Origin of the sequence: Bacillus sp. FSL P4-0334, from assembly GCF_038004825.1 — a bacterium.
GTDB classification, from domain to species: Bacteria; Bacillota; Bacilli; order Bacillales; family Bacillaceae; genus Bacillus; species Bacillus velezensis.
Genome location: NZ_JBBORX010000001.1, coordinates 3106534 through 3123608 on the forward strand (window position 1 = coordinate 3106534; position 17075 = coordinate 3123608).

A 17075-nucleotide genomic window follows, 5' to 3' on the forward strand; every position below is an offset into this window, starting at 1 on the left:
AAAGATCTAACATATGCAGCAAAAATGACAGTAAAAGATATGTAAAAGGGAGGTTAAACATGGAGGCTTTCATCAGTGAAATCATAAATGTTCCAAATGATTTTATTTGGAAGTATCTTGTTTATATTTTAGTCGGGATCGGATTGTACTTTACGTTCCGTTTTCGCTTTATTCAATTCCAATACTTTATTGAAATGTTTAGAATCGTCGGGGAGAAGCCGCAAGGAAATAAAGGAGTGTCTTCAATGCAGGCATTCTTTATCTCAGCCGCTTCTCGTGTCGGAACCGGAAACTTGACCGGCGTCGCGCTGGCGATTGCAACAGGCGGTCCAGGCGCAGTATTTTGGATGTGGATCGTAGCGATTGTCGGTATGGCTTCCAGCTTTGTGGAAAGCACCTTGGCGCAGCTGTATAAAGTGCGTTCCGGTGACGAATTCCGCGGCGGTCCGGCATATTACATGGCAAAGGGACTGGGCGCCCGCTGGCTCGGTATTTTATTCGCCGTATTGATTACCGTTTCTTTCGGACTTATCTTTAACGCCGTGCAGTCAAATACGATTTCTGTGGCGTTTGACGAAGCATTCCATGTGAATAAAACAGTTATCGCAATCATTTTAGCTGTATTAACGGCTTTCATTATATTCGGCGGTCTGAAACGTGTTGTTTCCGTTTCGCAATTAATCGTTCCGGTCATGGCGGGTATGTATATTCTGATCGCGCTGTATGTCGTGATTGTAAATATTACAGCGGTACCTGAATTGCTTATGACGATTGTGAAAAATGCGTTCGGTCTTGAGCAGATCGTCGGCGGAAGCTTAGGAAGCATCATTATTATCGGTGCGCAGCGCGGCCTGTTTTCAAACGAAGCGGGTATGGGAAGCGCGCCGAATGCCGCAGCGGCTGCACATGTGTCGCATCCGGCTAAGCAGGGATTAATTCAGACGCTCGGCGTGTTTTTTGATACATTTATTGTTTGTACATCGACTGCCTTTATCATTTTATTGTACAGCTTTACGCCTAAAGGCGACGGCATCCAAGTGACACAAGCCGCATTGCAGCACCACCTCGGCGGATGGGCGCCGACATTTATTGCGATTGCGATGTTTTTATTCGCATTCAGCTCTGTTGTCGGCAACTATTACTATGGTGAAACGAATATTGAATTTATTAAAACAAGCAAAACATGGCTTAATATTTACCGCGTATTCGTTGTAGTGATGGTGGTGTACGGATGTTTGGCTGACTTCCAGATCGTCTGGGACATGGCAAACTTGTTTATGGGACTCTTGGCTCTCATTAACTTAGTGGCAATTTTACTGCTGAGTAATGTAGCCTACAAGATCTATAAGGATTATGCCGCTCAGCGCAAAAAAGGTCTTGATCCTGTATTCAAAGCCGAGAATACCCCGGAGCTCAAGCATATTGAAACATGGGCGGAAGAAGAAGGTACAAGCCCCGAACGTAAGACTGCTAACTGAGGAAACATGCATACAATTTTCAAAAAACCCCTTACATTTTGTTGTGAGGGGTTTTTTCATGTGAAAAATCGGATTATTTTTACTGAAAACAGATTTTTTTGAATTTATTGTATTTTTATCTTGTGTGTGTAAGGGTTTTCATATAAAGTTTTACTAAACCGGTTTACCAAACCGATTTAGTCTTAAAAGAAAGGAGTATTGATGTGGCTTCTGATTATGGCATTTTTACGATCGGTGATGCGATGATCACCTTAAATCCCGCAAGCACAGGACCTTTGCGTTTTGTTACCCATTTTGAACGAAAAGCAGGAGGAGCTGAACTGAATTTTGCGATTGCATGCGCCAGATTGAATCTGCACTCAAAGTGGGTCAGCAGACTGGGGAAGGATGAGTTCGGCAGAGTGATTTATCAGTTTGCCAAAGGAGAAGGAATTGATGTGACTGACGTCTCCTATGTTGAAGGCTTTCCTACATCTTTAAATGTCAAAGAGATCAGAAATGACGGTTCAGGCAAGACGTTTTATTATCGTTTCAATTCACCAATTCTGACCCTTGCACCGGAAGATATAACAGAGAATATGTTTGCCGGCATTCACATCGTTCATCTTACCGGTGTGTTCCTCGCGCTTGATAAGAAAAATCTTGAAATTGCTGAAAGGGTGCTTTCCATCGCCAAAGCAAGAGGGATTCCCGTATCTTTTGATCCGAATATCAGGCTGAAGCTGTGGACGATTGAGGAGGCGCGTGCGGCATTTCATCAAATCTTTCCGCATACTGATATTCTTCTGGCGGGCCGGGACGAAATGAAACAGCTGACAGGTATAGGGGAAAATGAAGCATTAGCCCGGTTTGCAGAGACCTATTCAATCAGTCAGCTTGTCATAAAAGACGGTGAAGCAGGTTCTGCGCTGTATCATGATCATAAGTGGGTTCACAAAGAGGCTTTCCCGGTTGCGCCTGTTGACACGGTAGGAGCGGGTGACGGCTTTAATGCCGGCTACCTGTACAGTTATCTGCATGGTTTTGAACCGGAAAAACGTCTGGAGTTTGCCAATGCGGTCGGTGCGCTCGTCGCCACAGTTTCCGGTGATAATGAAGGGCTTCCCTATCTAGAAGAGGTTCTGTCATTTGTAAACAAAGAGACTGTGATTGAACGGTAGCAAGCACAACTTAAAAAGCGGGTGAGAAAATGAAAGCGGTTCTAGTACGGAAAGCATTTGATCTGACGGTGACGGAATGTGAGAAACCGTCTGTTGTCCACGCGGATGATGTTCTTGTCAAGGTGAAGCGGGTCGGAATTTGCGGATCAGATTTGCATATTTATCATGGGACAAATCCGTTAGCGTCCCTGCCGAGAGTAATCGGACATGAAGTCACAGGGGAAGTCGCAAAGACCGGTTCTCATGTTCGGCGTTTCAAGCCGGGTGACCGCGTAGTGGTTGAACCGATATCTTATTGCGGAACATGCTATGCCTGCCGGAAAGGACGTCCGAACGTCTGCAAAGCGCTTTCGGTGTTCGGCGTTCATGAAGATGGCGGGATGCGGGAATATATCGTGGTTCCGGAAAAGCAGCTGCATGCCGTTTCGCCCGATCTGTCCTGGGAGGAAGCGGTCATGGCAGAACCATATACGATCGGCGCCCAGGCCGTTTGGAGAGGCCGTGTCGAGAAGGAAGATACTGTTTTGATTCAGGGGGCGGGACCGATCGGAATCTGCATATTAAAAATGGCAAAGTTCAAAGGCGCTTCCGTCATGATAACCGACTTGAATGATGAACGCTTGGCATTCGCTGAAAAAAACGGTGCGGACGTTACCGTCAACGCGCAAAAAGAAGATCCCGTTTTGCGGGTGAACGAATGGACAAAAAAAGAAGGCGCCAATGTCGTCATTGATGCCGTCTGTCTCCCCTCAACGTTTGAAACGTCCATTGACGCGGTGTCTCCGGCCGGTCATGTGGTTGTGCTTGGTTTTGATGAGAGGACTGCCGGCATTTCTCAGCTTCCGATCACAAAAAAGGAAGTCACGATAACCGGTTCAAGATTGCAGACGAATCAGTTTCCGTACATTACAGACTTACTGAATAAAGGCCTGTTAACGCACGGCGGTCTTATTACACATACATTTTCAGCAGATGACGTCCATCAAGCATTTCAGTTGATCGAACAGCACCCGGGCAAGGTGGGAAAAGCAATCATTACGTTTGATTAAAGGAGGAGCGAGAATGTTGCCTAAGTACGCCATTTACGAAAAACTTCTGCATGCACAAGTGGTGGCTGTCATAAGGGGACAAAACAGCCAAGAGGCGCTTGAAGTTTCAAAAGCGGCCATTTCAGGAGGTATCAGCGCCATTGAGCTTACATACACAACTCCTGAAGTGGAAGATGTCTTTAAGGAACTCCGGCATCAAGATATTCTTCTTGGAGCCGGTTCTGTAATGGATACAGAAACGGCGAGACACGCCATTTTATCAGGCGCCTCATTTATCGTCAGCTCTCATTTTGTAAAAGAGATAGCGTCTCTATGCAACCAGTACAGCGTACCGTATCTTCCGGGATGCATGAGCGTGTCTGATATGGCTTTGGCGCTTGAAGCCGGATGTGATGTGGTAAAGCTGTTTCCCGCTAATTCGTTTGACCCTTCATTTATCAAGTCGGTCAACGGTCCTCTGCCGAATGTCCGCATTATGCCGACCGGGGGTATCTCATTAAACAGCATGAATGACTGGCTATCTGCCGGAGCGGTCGCGGTCGGTGTGGGAAGCGACTTGACAAAAGCTTATCAAAAGGGCGGCTATGAAGCTGCTGTATCCCTCAGCAAAGAATACGTCTGCCGAAAAAACGAATATACGGGGGTGTAACATGAATATCACGTTTCGCTGGTACGGCCAAGGTAATGATACGGTGACTCTTGAACATGTCAGACAAATTCCCGGGGTCAAAGGCATCGTCTGGGCTCTTCACCAGAAGCCCGCGGGCGAAGTATGGGAAAAGGAGGACATTGAAGCGGAAGTCAGATACATTCAATCCTATGGGTTTCATGCAGAGGTCGTGGAAAGCGTGAATGTTCATGAAGCCATTAAACTCGGTCATGAAGAACGCGGACAATATATTGAGCACTATAAACAGACCATTCGCAATCTGTCCGAATTCGGCGTGAAAGTCATCTGTTACAATTTCATGCCGATATTTGACTGGACGCGTACCGATATGTTCCGCGCGCTGGAGGATGGGTCAACCGCTTTGTTTTTTGAAAAAGCGAAAGTGGAAAGTCTCCCTCCGGAGGAACTCATCCGCACGGTTGAAGAATCTTCTGATTTGACGCTTCCCGGGTGGGAGCCGGAGAAAATGGCCCGGATCAAGGAACTGTTTGAGGCCTATCAAACGGTTGATGAAAAACAGCTTTGGGCCAATCTAGAATTCTTTTTACATGAAATCCTTCCTGTAGCGGAGGAACACGGCATTCAAATGGCCATTCATCCGGATGATCCGCCCTGGTCAATTTTTGGCCTGCCCCGTATTATCACCGGTGAGAAAAGTTATGAAAAGCTGCAAGAGATTTCAGATTCACCCGCCAACTGTATTACGTTGTGCACGGGTTCGATGGGAGCGGATCCCGCCAATGATATGGTGAAGATCACCAAACACTATGCGGGAGCTGCGCCGTTTGCCCATATACGAAATGTGAAAATCTGCGATAACGGTGATTTTACGGAAACTTCGCATCTTACCAGTGATGGGTCCATTGATATTACCGGTGTGGTAAAAGAATTGCACGGCCAAGACTATAAAGGATATGTACGGCCTGATCACGGCCGTCATATCTGGGGCGAACAATGCCGGCCGGGTTATGGTTTATATGATCGTGCTTTAGGAATTATGTACTTGAACGGGCTGTGGGATGCGTTCTCGTCTCATGAGAAAGGGGTGAAGAGATGAGACCGATTCATGAACGTTTATCAGGAAGAACCGCTGTCATAACAGGCGGGAGCGGTGTTCTCTGTTCAGCAATGGCAAAGGAGCTTTCACGGCAGGGGATGAAAATTGCGATCGTCAGCCGGAATGCTGATAAAGCAGAGCGTGCGGCGGGCGAGATTGCTGACGCTGGAGGAACCGCGGTTTCTGTACCGGCTGATGTTTCAGCCCGTGATTCGCTCGAAAAGGCAAAAGACGAGATTATCAGCCGGTTTGGTTCTGTCAATCTTTTAATTAACGGAGCCGGGGGAAACCACCCTGATGCGATCACTGCCAGTGAGACGTATGAAGAGGATGAGCAGGGCACATCATTTTTTGATATGGACGAAACGGGGTTTTCCAGCGTATTTTCAACCAACTTTACCGGTGCATTTCTGGCATCGCAAGTGTTTGGAAAAGACCTACTGAAGGCGGAATGTCCCGCGATTATTAATATTTCTTCTATGAGTGCGTATACACCGATGACAAAGGTGCCCGCCTACAGCGCGGCCAAGGCGGCGATTCAGAATTTTACGATGTGGATGGCTGTTCATTTCGCAAAAAAAGGGCTGCGGGTGAATGCCATCGCTCCGGGTTTCTTTTTGACAACGCAAAACCGTGAGTTGTTATTACAGGAAGATGGAAGTCTGACAGACCGATCCAATAAGATTATGGCACATACACCGATGAAACGTTTCGGGAAACCGGAAGACCTTCTGGGAACGCTCCTGTGGCTTTCGGATGATTCATGCTCAGGCTTCGTCACCGGGGTCACCGTTCCCGTCGACGGAGGTTTTATGGCTTATTCCGGAGTGTGACAGAATCCATGTCCCTGTCAGATTGTAAACCATTTACTTCTGACTTATACTAGTGAAAAATGAAGACAGACGGGGATGAGTCTATGAAAACCATTACAATTTCTGATGTGGCGAAATATGCAAACGTATCCAAAAGCACCGTATCTCAATTTTTAAATCAGCGCTATGACTATATGAGCGAGAAAACGAAACAAAAAATAGAAGCGGCCATACAAGAGCTGAACTATCAGCCGAATTTCGTCGCCCGCAGCTTAAAACAGAAATCAACATTTACAGTAGGTGTGGTGGTGGCTAATATTCTTCACACTTTTTCCACTCAGGTCATCAGGGCGGTGGAAGACTATTTTCATGAACAAGGATTTCATATTATTGTCTGCAATGCGGATGATGAACCGGAAAAAGAAAAGAAATATATTGAAATGCTGCGGGCTAAGCAGGTGGACGGAATTATTATTTTTCCGACGGGCGAAAATCTCTCTTTATATGAAAAGATGAAACGCGATACGTTTCCGGTCGTGTTTATGGACAGAACCATTGAAGAACTCGGGATTCCGACAGTGATGCTTGATAACCATCATGCAGCCGGTCTTGCCGTTGACCGGTTTATCGAAAGCGGCATTAAGAGAATTGCGATTATTACGACGTCCATTATTCGGGAAATCAGTCCGAGGGTAGAAAGGATTGAAGGGTATAAAAAGGCGCTTGACCGCCACGGAATGATGGTGCGGGACGAATATATCAAAACAGCCGATGCGGCTGATATTTCCAATGTTTTGTCAGAGCTGTTCTCACTTGAGGAGCCTCCGAAAGCGATATTGGCGGCAAACGATATCGTTCTTGTTGAGGTGCTGAAGTATATGAAGGAGCATGATATGACAATTCCGGATAAGGCAGCCGTCATCGGAATTGATGAAGTTCCTTTTGCGGGTTTTTTTACTCCTCCGATTACGACGATCGTCCAGCCTGCGGCAGAAATGGCGCGAAAAGCGGGAAGCCTTCTTCTTCGCCAGATACAAGAAAAAGATGGCGGTGAAAAACGGATTCACCGCTATAAACCGGCGCTGCTCGCAAGGCAATCCGGATAACCGGTTTCATTGCATAAACCGGTTTACTCCGGCAATTTAAATGTCTGAATATTATGAAATGAGAGGGGGATTTTATGTTCTCAAAAGATAGATTCCCTATTATTCTTCTTTTATTTTCAGCCGGGGTGATTAACTATTTAGACCGCTCAGCGCTGTCTATTGCAGCGAGGTTCATACAGCAGGATCTCACATTGTCTGCAACCCAAATGGGGCTGATTTTCAGCAGTTTTTCTGTCGGATACGCTGTGTTTAACTTTCTCGGCGGTGTTGCATCTGACCGGTACGGGGCTAAATTGACATTGTGTACGGCGATGATCGTTTGGTCCCTTTTCAGCGGAGCGGTTGCGCTTGCTTTCGGATTTGTAAGTCTTTTGATTATCCGTGTTTTATTCGGTATGGGAGAGGGGCCGCTGTCGGCTGCCATAAGCAAAATGGTCAACAATTGGTTTCCTCCGTCTCAGCGCGCCACGGTCATCGGCCTGACATACAGCGGCACGCCGCTCGGCGGGGCGATTTCCGGCCCGATTGTCGGGATGATTGCTGTGGCGTTCAGCTGGAAAGTTTCCTTTGTCCTGATCATGATCATCGGTTTAGTCTGGGCGGTCATCTGGTTTAAATTTGTCAAAGAACAGCCGGCGCTGACGGAAGACGCCCCGGCAATGAAAGCGGCGATTCAATCGCATGAGCAGCATATCCCGATGACCTTTTATTTGAAACAAAAAACGGTTCTCTTCACGGCTTTTGCCTTTTTCGCCTACAATTACATCTTATTTTTCTTCTTAACATGGTTTCCGAGCTATCTGGTGAAAGAACGCGGTTTAAGTGTTGAATTTATGAGCGTGGTGACTGTTATTCCCTGGATTCTTGGATTTATCGGTTTGGCGGCAGGCGGAATGATTTCTGATTATGTATTCAAAAAAACCGCCGGAAAAGGGGTTTTGTTCTCACGGAAAGTCATTCTTGTCACTTGTCTGTTCGCTTCCGCTGTACTGATCGGATTTGCCGGACTTGTTACCACTACCGTAAGTGCCGTTATTCTCGTTGCTTTATCAGTCTTCTTTTTATATATAACGGGCTCTATCTATTGGGCGGTGATTCATGATGTGGTTGATCAAAGGAATGTCGGATCAGTCGGCGGCTTTATGCATTTTCTTGCAAACACGGCCGGTATTATCGGGCCTGCTTTAACCGGCTTTATCGCGGACAAAAGCGGATCATTCTCCGGGGCGTTTTTGCTTGCAGGCGGATTAGCCGTTTTGGCCTCGGCTGCGGTAATCCGTTTCGTGCGCCCAATTATCATTCAAACCGCTTCTGAAGATAAAAAAGACACGATACCTTATTCATAAGTTATCAAAGCCACTGAGGCTGTCCTGCAGATAACGGGATGGCCTTTTTGTTCTGCCGCTTGATCTGTTCCTATGATAATATAGGAATTGTTTACAAAAGAAGGGAAGAGGAGGGGGCATGAAACAGAAGCCGATATATGTCGAAATCAATATTGCATCTGATATAGAAACGCTTTGGGAATATACGCAAAACCCGCATCTTCATAAGGAATGGGATCTGCGGTTTTCTGACATTACATATCTTCATAGGCTGCCAGATGAACCGCAGAGATTTCTATATGAAACACGAATCGGTTTTGGGCTGAAGGTATCCGGCACGGGCGAATCAATAGGTGACATAAGGCCTCGCTCGTCAGAAAGAGTGTCTTCGCTCGCTTTTGCCTCTGATCATCCGCTGTCACTTATAAAAGAAGGCAGGGGCTACTGGAAGTATATAGAGCGGGATAACGGACAAACCGCATTTTTGACTCAATATCAATATGAAACGGCCCGCGGTCTGCCGGGAAGTTGGATAGACCGGTTTTTATTTCGTCCTCTGCTAAGCTGGGCTACCGCATGGAGCTTTGATGCGTTGCGGCTTTGGATAGAACAAAACAGACATCCGAAGATATCAATCCGTTTCGGGTTTGTCTATGTCTTTATGTGTCTCGTATTCAGTCTGTATTGGTTTTTTCAAGGCTTTCATGATGGCTGTGCCGATGCAGAGATCGTGAGGGGAGCGCTGGAGACAGGGTTAGGGGTATTATGGCTGCTTCCCATGCGGAGAAAGTGGCTGATTCACACCGGGCAGTCAGTCTTCTTTTGTGTAACGGTACTGCTATATTCGGGCGGCGGATTCGTGATCTCATTAGGAGTACTTACAATAGCCGGCATGATTCTTAAGCTCAAGCTGCCGAGCGCCTGGCATACAAAACGAAAGAGAGAAGTGAAATGACGGATTCAATGTATGAAAAAGCGATTACTCATTATCAATCACTGCACCCGATGCTGCAGAAACGGTACAGATTTGACGAATCACGCACGTTTTGCGGAGAAGGCGTTATGTCAGAAATAAAGGGAGGTTCTTTTCTTGTCAGAATGCTTTTAAAGACAGGTGTTTTTTTCAGATGTTTTTTCTCAGAGAGGGGAAACGATATCCCTTTCACTATCGAAAACAAAAACAGGCAAAATGGCGTGGAATGGAATCGTACCTTTTTCTTTAAAAGCAAAACGCGTTTTTTTGATGCCGTCATGGAATATGATGAGCGGGAAAACAGAATTCTTGATTACTTCGGCAAACCCCGCATCCTACTGTCTGAACTGCATTTAGAAGCGTCTTCAGACGGAGGGCTTGTTATTACATCCGGAAGGCAGTGGCTCCTGATAGTCGGAAAGAAAATCCCGCTTCCGGCATGGCTGTGCGGCAGTTCAACCGTTTATGAGGCTTATGATGAGGAAATGAATTGCTTCAGCATAAAGGTTCATGTGAAAAACCGGATACTCGGCACGCTTTTCTCTTACCGGGGGACTTTCCGTGAAACAGAGGGGGAAACATGCTGAAGCGTCATCTCATGGTATGTGTGATTTGCTTTTTGGGATTTGCGGCGGCTGAAGCTCCGCATATATCAGCTGCTGAGACGTTTGTTTTATTTTCCGTACTTTTTTTCGTTCCCGCTGTATTCGATTTTGCTTTTCGGCCGTCAAAGACCTTAGAGAATGTGTTATTACGGAGTTATCCTGTTGCCGCTTTATGTGCGGTGCTTGCGCTTGTCACAGACTTCAGTTTTTTTGCCTTTGTGTGGCTCATTTATACGCTTGGGCTGGCACTGTATGCTGTCCGGCGGCTGATGAAAACAAATATTCACAGAACAGAAGAGATGTCTGTTATGGCGGGTTTCATTTATTTGGCCGGGGGCGGATTCTGGTTCTTCGCATATGTCCTTGAGATTCCCGTCATGAATTTCGGCCCGCTTATCGTTCTGCTGACGGCGGTGCACTTTCACTATTCCGCTTTCCTCATTCCGATCTTTAACGGATTGCTCGGCAGGATCATACGGGAGAAACGGGTTCTTTACAGATGGAGCACGGTCATTATTTTGATTTCGCCGATCCTTATTGCCTTGGGGATTACATTTTCAAAGACACTTGATGTGATTGCTGTCGCTCTGTATCTGGCGGGTCTGTATGTAAATGCATATCTCGTCTTTACGGCGCCGTTTGTTACGAAAACAGGCAGGATCTTGATCAGGAGTTCTTCGGCTGTGTTAATGATTACAATTGCTTTTTCTTTGATATATTCGTACGGTGTCTACCGCGAGGAGGCAACGCTCACGATCAGCCAGATGATTTGGATTCACGGGGCCGTCAATGCATTCGGCGTTATCCTGCCGGCTTTGGCGGGGTGGAGGTTAGAAAATCCGAGATCGTTTGATGAGGGCAGTGAAAGAACGTTCAGCCGTATTTACGGGAAGAGAACGATAGGCAAAGACTTTTTGACTGATATTCATGCAGCAAATGACATCCAATATACCGGCCTTCTGGATCAGATGAGAGAACTGCATTCTGAAGACTTTTCAACTCAAAAACTGGCGCCGGCCGTTAATTCCTTTTATGAAGAGACAATTGATTATGACATCATGGCAAAAGTGACGTGGAGCGGATGGTTTCGTCCGTTCGCGCGCGTGTACGAGCCGTTCAGCAGAAGAGCGGGGCAGATTCACCTGTCCATGAATCCGGATTGGTATATCATGCACAGTGATATTATAGGAGTTGACTCTGACAAAGACGGCAGAAAAAATGTCCGTGCGTGGATCAGAACAAATGAAAAGCAGGAAACCGTTTTTACTGCGCTGTATTCAGCGTACAGGGCAAAAGGGGAAGGATACATGAATATCTCTCTTCCGTTGCCGTACGGCCAAATGACGGGCATTTTAAAGCCTTATGCGCGTAAGCAGAATCTTGTTTTGACAAGCAGACGGCGAAAAAGCGGAGCGGGTGATGAAGGGATTTATCTGCAGACGAAATGGGGGACGTGTCATCTTCCGCTGGCAGAGACATTTCTTATTTCAGCCCAGAGCGAAACCAGCCTGAAGGCCGTTCATCATATGTGGCTGTTCGGACTGAAATTTTTAACTGTGCATTATCGGATCACTCATGCTTCCGCAGGTAACCGAATGGAAGAAAAAAGATGAAGGGTATGCCTACGCTTCCGTGTATCAAACTTGGTTCGGAAACAAGGCTTTTTGGAATACAAAATAAAGAAAACGATAGCAAAGTGATTTTTTAATTTTCCTTCCGGTGTGGTCAAACTTGAATACAAGTCAGCACCGGATTTCTTTTTATGGAGGCTGTCCAATGAAGAAAACAATCTACATATTGTTCATTTTGGTTTTGCTCTCAATGAATATGTCAAGCTATCATTACACTCTTAACAAACAAATCTATTACACTTTATTCTCAAATAAAGAAGCATTGATAATCAATTATACTTCAGAATTTAAAAGTGAGGACTTTATAAAGAGATTGGTCGCCTTCTCCAAAGAAAACAAAGTGAACATTTCTCAATACAATTTCTTGGATGAAAAGAGCTTAAACATCTATTCTACAAGCCCTGAAAATGAACCATCAATACATAACGGCAATAAACTTGTGTCAAATTTTCTAAGAGGCCATTCAGAGCAGAAGATGATCGGCAGCATTTCTTTTCCGCTGTCAACATGGGAAATCAGATATTTTGACTTCAATCAAATAAAGAATATAGGCATAGGAAGCAAATTTTATATTTCATCTAACGATGACAAGGTATTGGAGAAAGCACAAAACCTTTTTGCTGACTATGGTGAAGTAAGTTTTGAAAACATCACTGAGAATACTGCTTTTATGTTTAACAAAACTTTGCTTATGCTAGTGTTGCTTTCTATGCTGATTTTGTTTATTGGTGTCCTTTATTTTGTAATTAAAAATCGCAAACGGCTTCTGCTGCAAAAGTTATGGGGGTATTCCAAAGTTAAAACACTGCTTTCTTACCCAGCAATGTTCTTGAAGCCTCTAATTATAATCATATTTTGCGGTGCAATTATTGTAGCTTTACTAGCTTTTTCTTTCAATTTAAATGACTGGTTGGCTGCATATCTTAGAATTTACATTAGAAACGCGATGATTGGTGCGCTTATCATGATGGTATACACCATCATTGTTACCCTCGTCTTGTATAACAACAGCGACATTAGTGGCTCGATCAAAGGCAGCACACCGATTAAAAAATTCCAATGGTTATCTGTAGGCTTTAAAATTGTTGTCACGATATTGCTTTTCAATATTGTTGCGTCCTCACTTTCTAACGTATTCGATCTCAAACAGCAGCTTGATAATCAATCGTACTGGAAAAAGACACAAAACACTTATAAGACAAGCTTTGCAAATACCGGGATAGACTATAGTGATTTAAAATTAGACAGGGAGAAAAATGTTAGAGTTCGCGCGTTGTATCATCAATTAGAGAAGCATAAAAATGCGTTCGTCATTGATGCACATAACTATGCTGTACTAAGGAAAGATGGAAAAAAACCTGTTTATTTTTACACCTTAAATACGACAAAGAAAAATGAAATTTACTCTCCATCTGGACGAAGTATTACAATCAGCCCTAATTATTTAAAGGTGAATCCGATTATCGGCGCTAATGGGGAAGCCATAAGCCATAAGCAATTAAGGGTTGATTCAAATACATTGAACCTGCTTGTTCCACAAAAGTATGAAAAATATAAAGAAAAAATAATAGCTGCATACAGGGATCAGTTTTTCTTTGACAAAGTTGAATTAGATAATATGTATAACAAGGAGATGAATCAACCTTTAAACACCCTCAAAAAAGATGAATTGAAAATCAACATCATTTATACTAAAAATAGGCAGGAGTATTTCACCTTTAATAGTGAGTTTGGGGATGCCGGCAATAAAAATAACATTGTTGATCCAATAGCTGCAATTTTCACGGACAACGTTGATCCATCTGTTATAGGTGCTTGCTCAACCTCAAGTTTATTCTTTTCAGATTCTTCAAAAGGCATGGCGTATGACCGCATAGTTCCTTATTTGGAGAAGACCAATACGAGAGATCTAATTGATTCATCAATTTCGGTTTATCAAGAAGTAAGCGACGGTATAGCAAGTATTCAGAATCAATTCTTGCAGAATTTAATTGGACTAACAATAACAGTTATCCTCTCCATAGCCTTTCTTGTTGCTTATATTTGGTCGTATTACAGCGCAAATGCATATCGGCTGTACCTTAAAGAGCTTTTTGGATATTCATATTGGGCCAGAAATAAAAATTTAATCATCTTTTCCCTTTTAACCAATTGCCTTATAGGTTTAGGATGCAGTATTTATTACAAAATCTTTGAATTAACAATTTTCATCGCGCTGTTTATTGTAATCGAGCTGCTTATTCTTTATTTTCTGAGTGTCTATTTAAACAGGAAAAACATGAATAAGATCTTAAAAGGAGATAGAATATGATTACACTCAACAACATATCAAAGACGTTTGATGAAGAATCTGTTCTTTCGAATTTCTCTCTTCAGATAAAAGAAAATGAATTTGTTTCAATTGTTGGTAAGAGCGGTTCAGGGAAGACTACCCTGCTAAATATCATAGGTCTTCTTGATACTCCATACTCAGGAGATATTGAGATTTTAGGCTTTCGAAACCCTAAACCTAACGACGTGATGAAACTACGGAGAGAGAACTTAGGGTATATCTTTCAAAATTACGTGCTTATGGACAACGAAACAGTATTAACAAACTTACTGCTTTCTACGGCATATGCAAAAGATTTCAAGAAAGAAAAGTTGACAGAAGCATTAGAAATGGTGGGCCTTGATAAAAGCTTTTTAAAGAAAAAGGTCTATCAGCTGAGTGGCGGAGAGCAGCAGCGTGTGGCTATCGCAAGAATTATTTTGAAGCCTTGTGATATTATCCTGGCTGATGAACCGACAGGAAACTTAGACGAATATAACAAAAGCATTATTTTGTCTTTATTCCATCAGTTAAAAGGTATGGGGAAAACGATTATTTGTGTTACACATGATCAAGAAATCGCCAATGGGTCTGACAGAGTTATTAATCTTTCATAAGGAGAGGTTTAAATTGAAACACATTACTTTTGCGTTATCAGCAAGCATCCTGGTCATTATTGCCGGAGTGGTACACAGAATAATTTTTAGAATGTTTGGCTTCCCATTTGATCAGGCTATCTTCTTTTGGGGTGGATTCGTTGTTGTTTATTTTGTGTTAGCTCTGCTTTCTTCTTTACTCTTTAGGAATTTAGGTTCAAACAGCAGAAATTACGAGGCTTAATAAAGGCTTTGATGCTTCCTCACGAAGTATCAAGAAGGGTACATGTTGTTCTAGAAGAAAGGACCGGCCAACACGCCGGTTTTTTTATGTAAGCATATTTGCAAAAAGGATCGCTATCAGAAGCCCTTCGAAAAGTTTCAGAATTCAAGAATGGAAAAGAATCGCCATAATTTTGTATTTTTTCCGAAAGTAATACTCTCATCTACAAAATATGACAAATTTCCCTCTTGCAAGGTGATAAAATCAGATTGCCTGCTAAGTGAGTAAGCAGCAGGCAACAAATCAAAAGGGGGCAATATTAATGTTAAAAAGTAAAATTAAAAAAATAGCCGGTGCGGCTGTAATTGCTGGAGCATTATTGGTTTCCGTGTCGCCAGCAAAAGCAGAAACTCTTCCGGGATTGATCTGGGTCATGGACAAATATACTGACGCTTTTAAATTCGACATGTTTATTAAAAACGGAAATGAAAAATGGGTTTATGTTTACACAAGATTATCCGATGGCAAAGTTGATGTGGAAGAAGTAAAGTGTGAAACAATTTATAAAGATCGATGCTATGTAAAGCAGTAAGAAATAAATACAAATCGTAAAACATCCTATTTTTTAATTCTGTCTCATCAACTAAGTATACTTAAGATAACGAGACAGGATTTTCGTTGAAGATTTTACTTCCTAGAATATATATTATGTAAACTAGGAATGATGTAGAGAATATAAAAGTGGATCCATATTCTAAGAGCATCCCCTTTTGTAAGGAAAACCTCTACGGCCTTAATAAATTAAATTGGTCATAAAGGTTTTTCAGTTTGAGTATTTTAATCGGTTATGTCACTTGTTGCTGGTCTTCTTGATCAAGTCCACGCCATCGTATGCCAGACTTTCCACACTTGCAGCCTTCTGCAGTATGTAATGATCAAAAAAGTTCTTCGTATAGTCTGTAACAAGATTTCGCATCTCCATGGCATCCCGTTCACCTCTAAGTTCCTTATTCACACTGGTAAACACGATGTCGCAGTAATCTAAATGCGCAGCACGATCAACAGAGAAATAATAGGTATCCATGCTATTGTTAGCGCCAATGATCGCATTCATGTTATAGTTCGGTTCAGAAAACAGCAGCAAAAAGGGTTTCTTAAGGTCGCTGCCCTGAAGGCCGAACGCACCGCTATCCAAGCCAATCCCGCAGGCGAACCGTTCGTCGTCCCGGCAAACAATCGCCGTCGTAGGCCCTCCATAAGAATGTCCGACTATGCCCATGCCGATATCAAGCAACAATCTGCCCTTAAAGATGGAATTCAGCTCTCCAGAATCCAATTTGACAAGATAATCGGCTACATACCTTACATCTTCTGCCTGTAATTCACTATACTCTGTTAACTTGTCAAGTATCGGCAGTGTAAGCACGTTTTGGCACATCTCAATGGCAGTTTCATCGTCGGGCTGCATTTCCATCTTACCAGCCAACGCCAGCATCTCCGGATCTTCAGAAAACGCCATAATGACATCCGAAAAATCCTTTGATACATTAAACATTCGCCCATCTTTACGCTTATACATCGTGCTATTTTGATGGCCGATGCTTACTACAACATATCCCATGCTTGCCAAGTCTGTACAGATCACTGTACCCCATTCTGGAGAACCGCCCCCGCCGCAAACATAAAATAACACCGGATAGCGTTTTTCCTTCCCGGAGAGAGCAAGGTCGTCGTAACATTGGGTCTTGATATCTATAGAGTAAGCATCTTTCAACGCAGAGAGAAGCGGCTGCTCATCAAGCATTTCGCAGACTTCAGGAAACATGTACGTTGATGTAGTCTTCCCTTCGCTGCTGTCGGACGGATAATACACAAACGCCGTCAGTTCTCTTTTTGTATGATCTGATGCCGTGTACTCAAAATCCATCTGGGTTCGGCCGACAGTATAGCCGCCAATTGGCTCCGGAAACGCGTCATACTTTTTCATTCTCTTGTTCCCCCTTACGTAATAAAAGTGGCGGATGTGAAATACACACATTGCTCTACAAACGCTTTTCATTACATCATATGTTCAGTGAA

Annotated in this window: 16 protein-coding genes; 15 read left to right on the forward strand and 1 reads right to left on the reverse strand. The window is 43.7% G+C overall.

The genetic code is table 11. The features are described from left to right. The first annotated feature begins 59 nt into the window (after positions 1 to 59). From NSQ37_RS15885 to NSQ37_RS15955, 15 genes are all read left to right on the forward strand, one after another. Positions 60 to 1478, forward strand: coding sequence for an alanine/glycine:cation symporter family protein (locus tag NSQ37_RS15885; protein WP_015239933.1), 1419 nt, complete (start codon positions 60 to 62; stop codon positions 1476 to 1478). 203 nt (positions 1479 to 1681) lie between these two features. Next, positions 1682 to 2638: a sugar kinase gene (locus NSQ37_RS15890; RefSeq protein WP_341124100.1), complete on the forward strand. Its 957-nt coding sequence runs from the start codon at positions 1682 to 1684 to the stop codon at positions 2636 to 2638. Between the two features lie 29 nt (positions 2639 to 2667). Further along, the gene (locus NSQ37_RS15895; protein WP_043021146.1) at positions 2668 to 3687 is read left to right on the forward strand and encodes a zinc-binding alcohol dehydrogenase family protein; all 1020 of its coding nucleotides are present in this window, start codon (positions 2668 to 2670) and stop codon (positions 3685 to 3687) included. A gap of 13 nt (positions 3688 to 3700) precedes the next feature. Beyond that, positions 3701 to 4336 (forward strand): bifunctional 2-keto-4-hydroxyglutarate aldolase/2-keto-3-deoxy-6-phosphogluconate aldolase, encoded by a 636-nt coding sequence (locus NSQ37_RS15900; RefSeq protein ID WP_012117658.1) that lies wholly within the window; start codon positions 3701 to 3703, stop codon positions 4334 to 4336. 1 nt (position 4337) lies between these two features. Next, positions 4338 to 5414: a mannonate dehydratase gene (uxuA, locus tag NSQ37_RS15905; RefSeq protein WP_015239936.1), complete on the forward strand. Its 1077-nt coding sequence runs from the start codon at positions 4338 to 4340 to the stop codon at positions 5412 to 5414. Then, positions 5411 to 6247 carry an SDR family oxidoreductase gene (locus tag NSQ37_RS15910; RefSeq protein WP_085342028.1) on the forward strand — a complete coding sequence of 279 codons (837 nt, stop codon included), beginning with the start codon at positions 5411 to 5413 and terminating at the stop codon, positions 6245 to 6247. The genes uxuA and NSQ37_RS15910 overlap by 4 nt, the downstream gene beginning before the upstream one ends. 83 nt (positions 6248 to 6330) lie before the next feature. Beyond that, entirely contained in the window at positions 6331 to 7332 is a 1002-nt protein-coding gene (locus tag NSQ37_RS15915) for a substrate-binding domain-containing protein (protein WP_020955884.1), read from the forward strand. Between the two features lie 74 nt (positions 7333 to 7406). After that, a complete protein-coding gene (locus NSQ37_RS15920) occupies positions 7407 to 8678 on the forward strand; it encodes an MFS transporter (protein ID WP_341124109.1) in 1272 nt (423 codons plus the stop codon). Positions 8679 to 8796: 118 nt separating this feature from the next. Then, entirely contained in the window at positions 8797 to 9612 is an 816-nt protein-coding gene (locus NSQ37_RS15925) for a hypothetical protein (protein WP_076424228.1), read from the forward strand. Continuing rightward, entirely contained in the window at positions 9609 to 10217 is a 609-nt protein-coding gene (locus tag NSQ37_RS15930) for a DUF4166 domain-containing protein (protein WP_076424230.1), read from the forward strand. The genes NSQ37_RS15925 and NSQ37_RS15930 overlap by 4 nt, the downstream gene beginning before the upstream one ends. Continuing rightward, positions 10211 to 11848, forward strand: coding sequence for a YndJ family protein (locus NSQ37_RS15935; RefSeq protein WP_122504033.1), 1638 nt, complete (start codon positions 10211 to 10213; stop codon positions 11846 to 11848). The genes NSQ37_RS15930 and NSQ37_RS15935 overlap by 7 nt, the downstream gene beginning before the upstream one ends. Positions 11849 to 12011: 163 nt before the next feature. Then, a complete protein-coding gene (locus NSQ37_RS15940; RefSeq protein WP_122504034.1) occupies positions 12012 to 14177 on the forward strand; it encodes a DUF1430 domain-containing protein in 2166 nt (721 codons plus the stop codon). Beyond that, positions 14174 to 14794: an ATP-binding cassette domain-containing protein gene (locus NSQ37_RS15945; RefSeq protein WP_122504035.1), complete on the forward strand. Its 621-nt coding sequence runs from the start codon at positions 14174 to 14176 to the stop codon at positions 14792 to 14794. Before NSQ37_RS15940 ends, NSQ37_RS15945 begins: the two co-directional genes overlap by 4 nt. Positions 14795 to 14807: 13 nt before the next feature. After that, positions 14808 to 15017, forward strand: coding sequence for a bacteriocin-like WGxF protein (locus tag NSQ37_RS15950; RefSeq protein WP_122504036.1), 210 nt, complete (start codon positions 14808 to 14810; stop codon positions 15015 to 15017). Between the two features lie 301 nt (positions 15018 to 15318). Further along, positions 15319 to 15588 carry a hypothetical protein gene (locus tag NSQ37_RS15955; protein ID WP_014418037.1) on the forward strand — a complete coding sequence of 90 codons (270 nt, stop codon included), beginning with the start codon at positions 15319 to 15321 and terminating at the stop codon, positions 15586 to 15588. A gap of 258 nt (positions 15589 to 15846) precedes the next feature. On the opposite strand, the gene NSQ37_RS15960 is transcribed toward NSQ37_RS15955, so the two are convergent. Further along, positions 15847 to 16983, reverse strand: a complete 1137-nt coding sequence (locus NSQ37_RS15960; protein ID WP_094031748.1) for an alpha/beta hydrolase — start codon at positions 16981 to 16983, stop codon at positions 15847 to 15849. Positions 16984 to 17075: the final 92 nt, after the last annotated feature.

Bases quoted from the DNA above. Each gene is read 5' to 3' on its own strand.
- NSQ37_RS15910 (WP_085342028.1), top strand. From the start codon at position 5,411: ATGAGACCGATTCATGAACGTTTATCAGGAAGAACCGCTGTCATAACA.
- NSQ37_RS15920 (WP_341124109.1), top strand. From the start codon at position 7,407: ATGTTCTCAAAAGATAGATTCCCTATTATTCTTCTTTTATTTTCAGCC.
- NSQ37_RS15930 (WP_076424230.1), top strand. From the start codon at position 9,609: ATGACGGATTCAATGTATGAAAAAGCGATTACTCATTATCAATCACTG.
- NSQ37_RS15945 (WP_122504035.1), top strand. From the start codon at position 14,174: ATGATTACACTCAACAACATATCAAAGACGTTTGATGAAGAATCTGTT.
- uxuA (WP_015239936.1), top strand. From the start codon at position 4,338: ATGAATATCACGTTTCGCTGGTACGGCCAAGGTAATGATACGGTGACT.
- NSQ37_RS15925 (WP_076424228.1), top strand. From the start codon at position 8,797: ATGAAACAGAAGCCGATATATGTCGAAATCAATATTGCATCTGATATA.
- NSQ37_RS15885 (WP_015239933.1), top strand. From the start codon at position 60: ATGGAGGCTTTCATCAGTGAAATCATAAATGTTCCAAATGATTTTATT.
- NSQ37_RS15960 (WP_094031748.1), bottom strand. From the start codon at position 16,983: ATGAAAAAGTATGACGCGTTTCCGGAGCCAATTGGCGGCTATACTGTC.
- NSQ37_RS15955 (WP_014418037.1), top strand. From the start codon at position 15,319: ATGTTAAAAAGTAAAATTAAAAAAATAGCCGGTGCGGCTGTAATTGCT.
- NSQ37_RS15940 (WP_122504034.1), top strand. From the start codon at position 12,012: ATGAAGAAAACAATCTACATATTGTTCATTTTGGTTTTGCTCTCAATG.
- NSQ37_RS15895 (WP_043021146.1), top strand. From the start codon at position 2,668: ATGAAAGCGGTTCTAGTACGGAAAGCATTTGATCTGACGGTGACGGAA.
- NSQ37_RS15900 (WP_012117658.1), top strand. From the start codon at position 3,701: ATGTTGCCTAAGTACGCCATTTACGAAAAACTTCTGCATGCACAAGTG.
- NSQ37_RS15935 (WP_122504033.1), top strand. From the start codon at position 10,211: ATGCTGAAGCGTCATCTCATGGTATGTGTGATTTGCTTTTTGGGATTT.
- NSQ37_RS15915 (WP_020955884.1), top strand. From the start codon at position 6,331: ATGAAAACCATTACAATTTCTGATGTGGCGAAATATGCAAACGTATCC.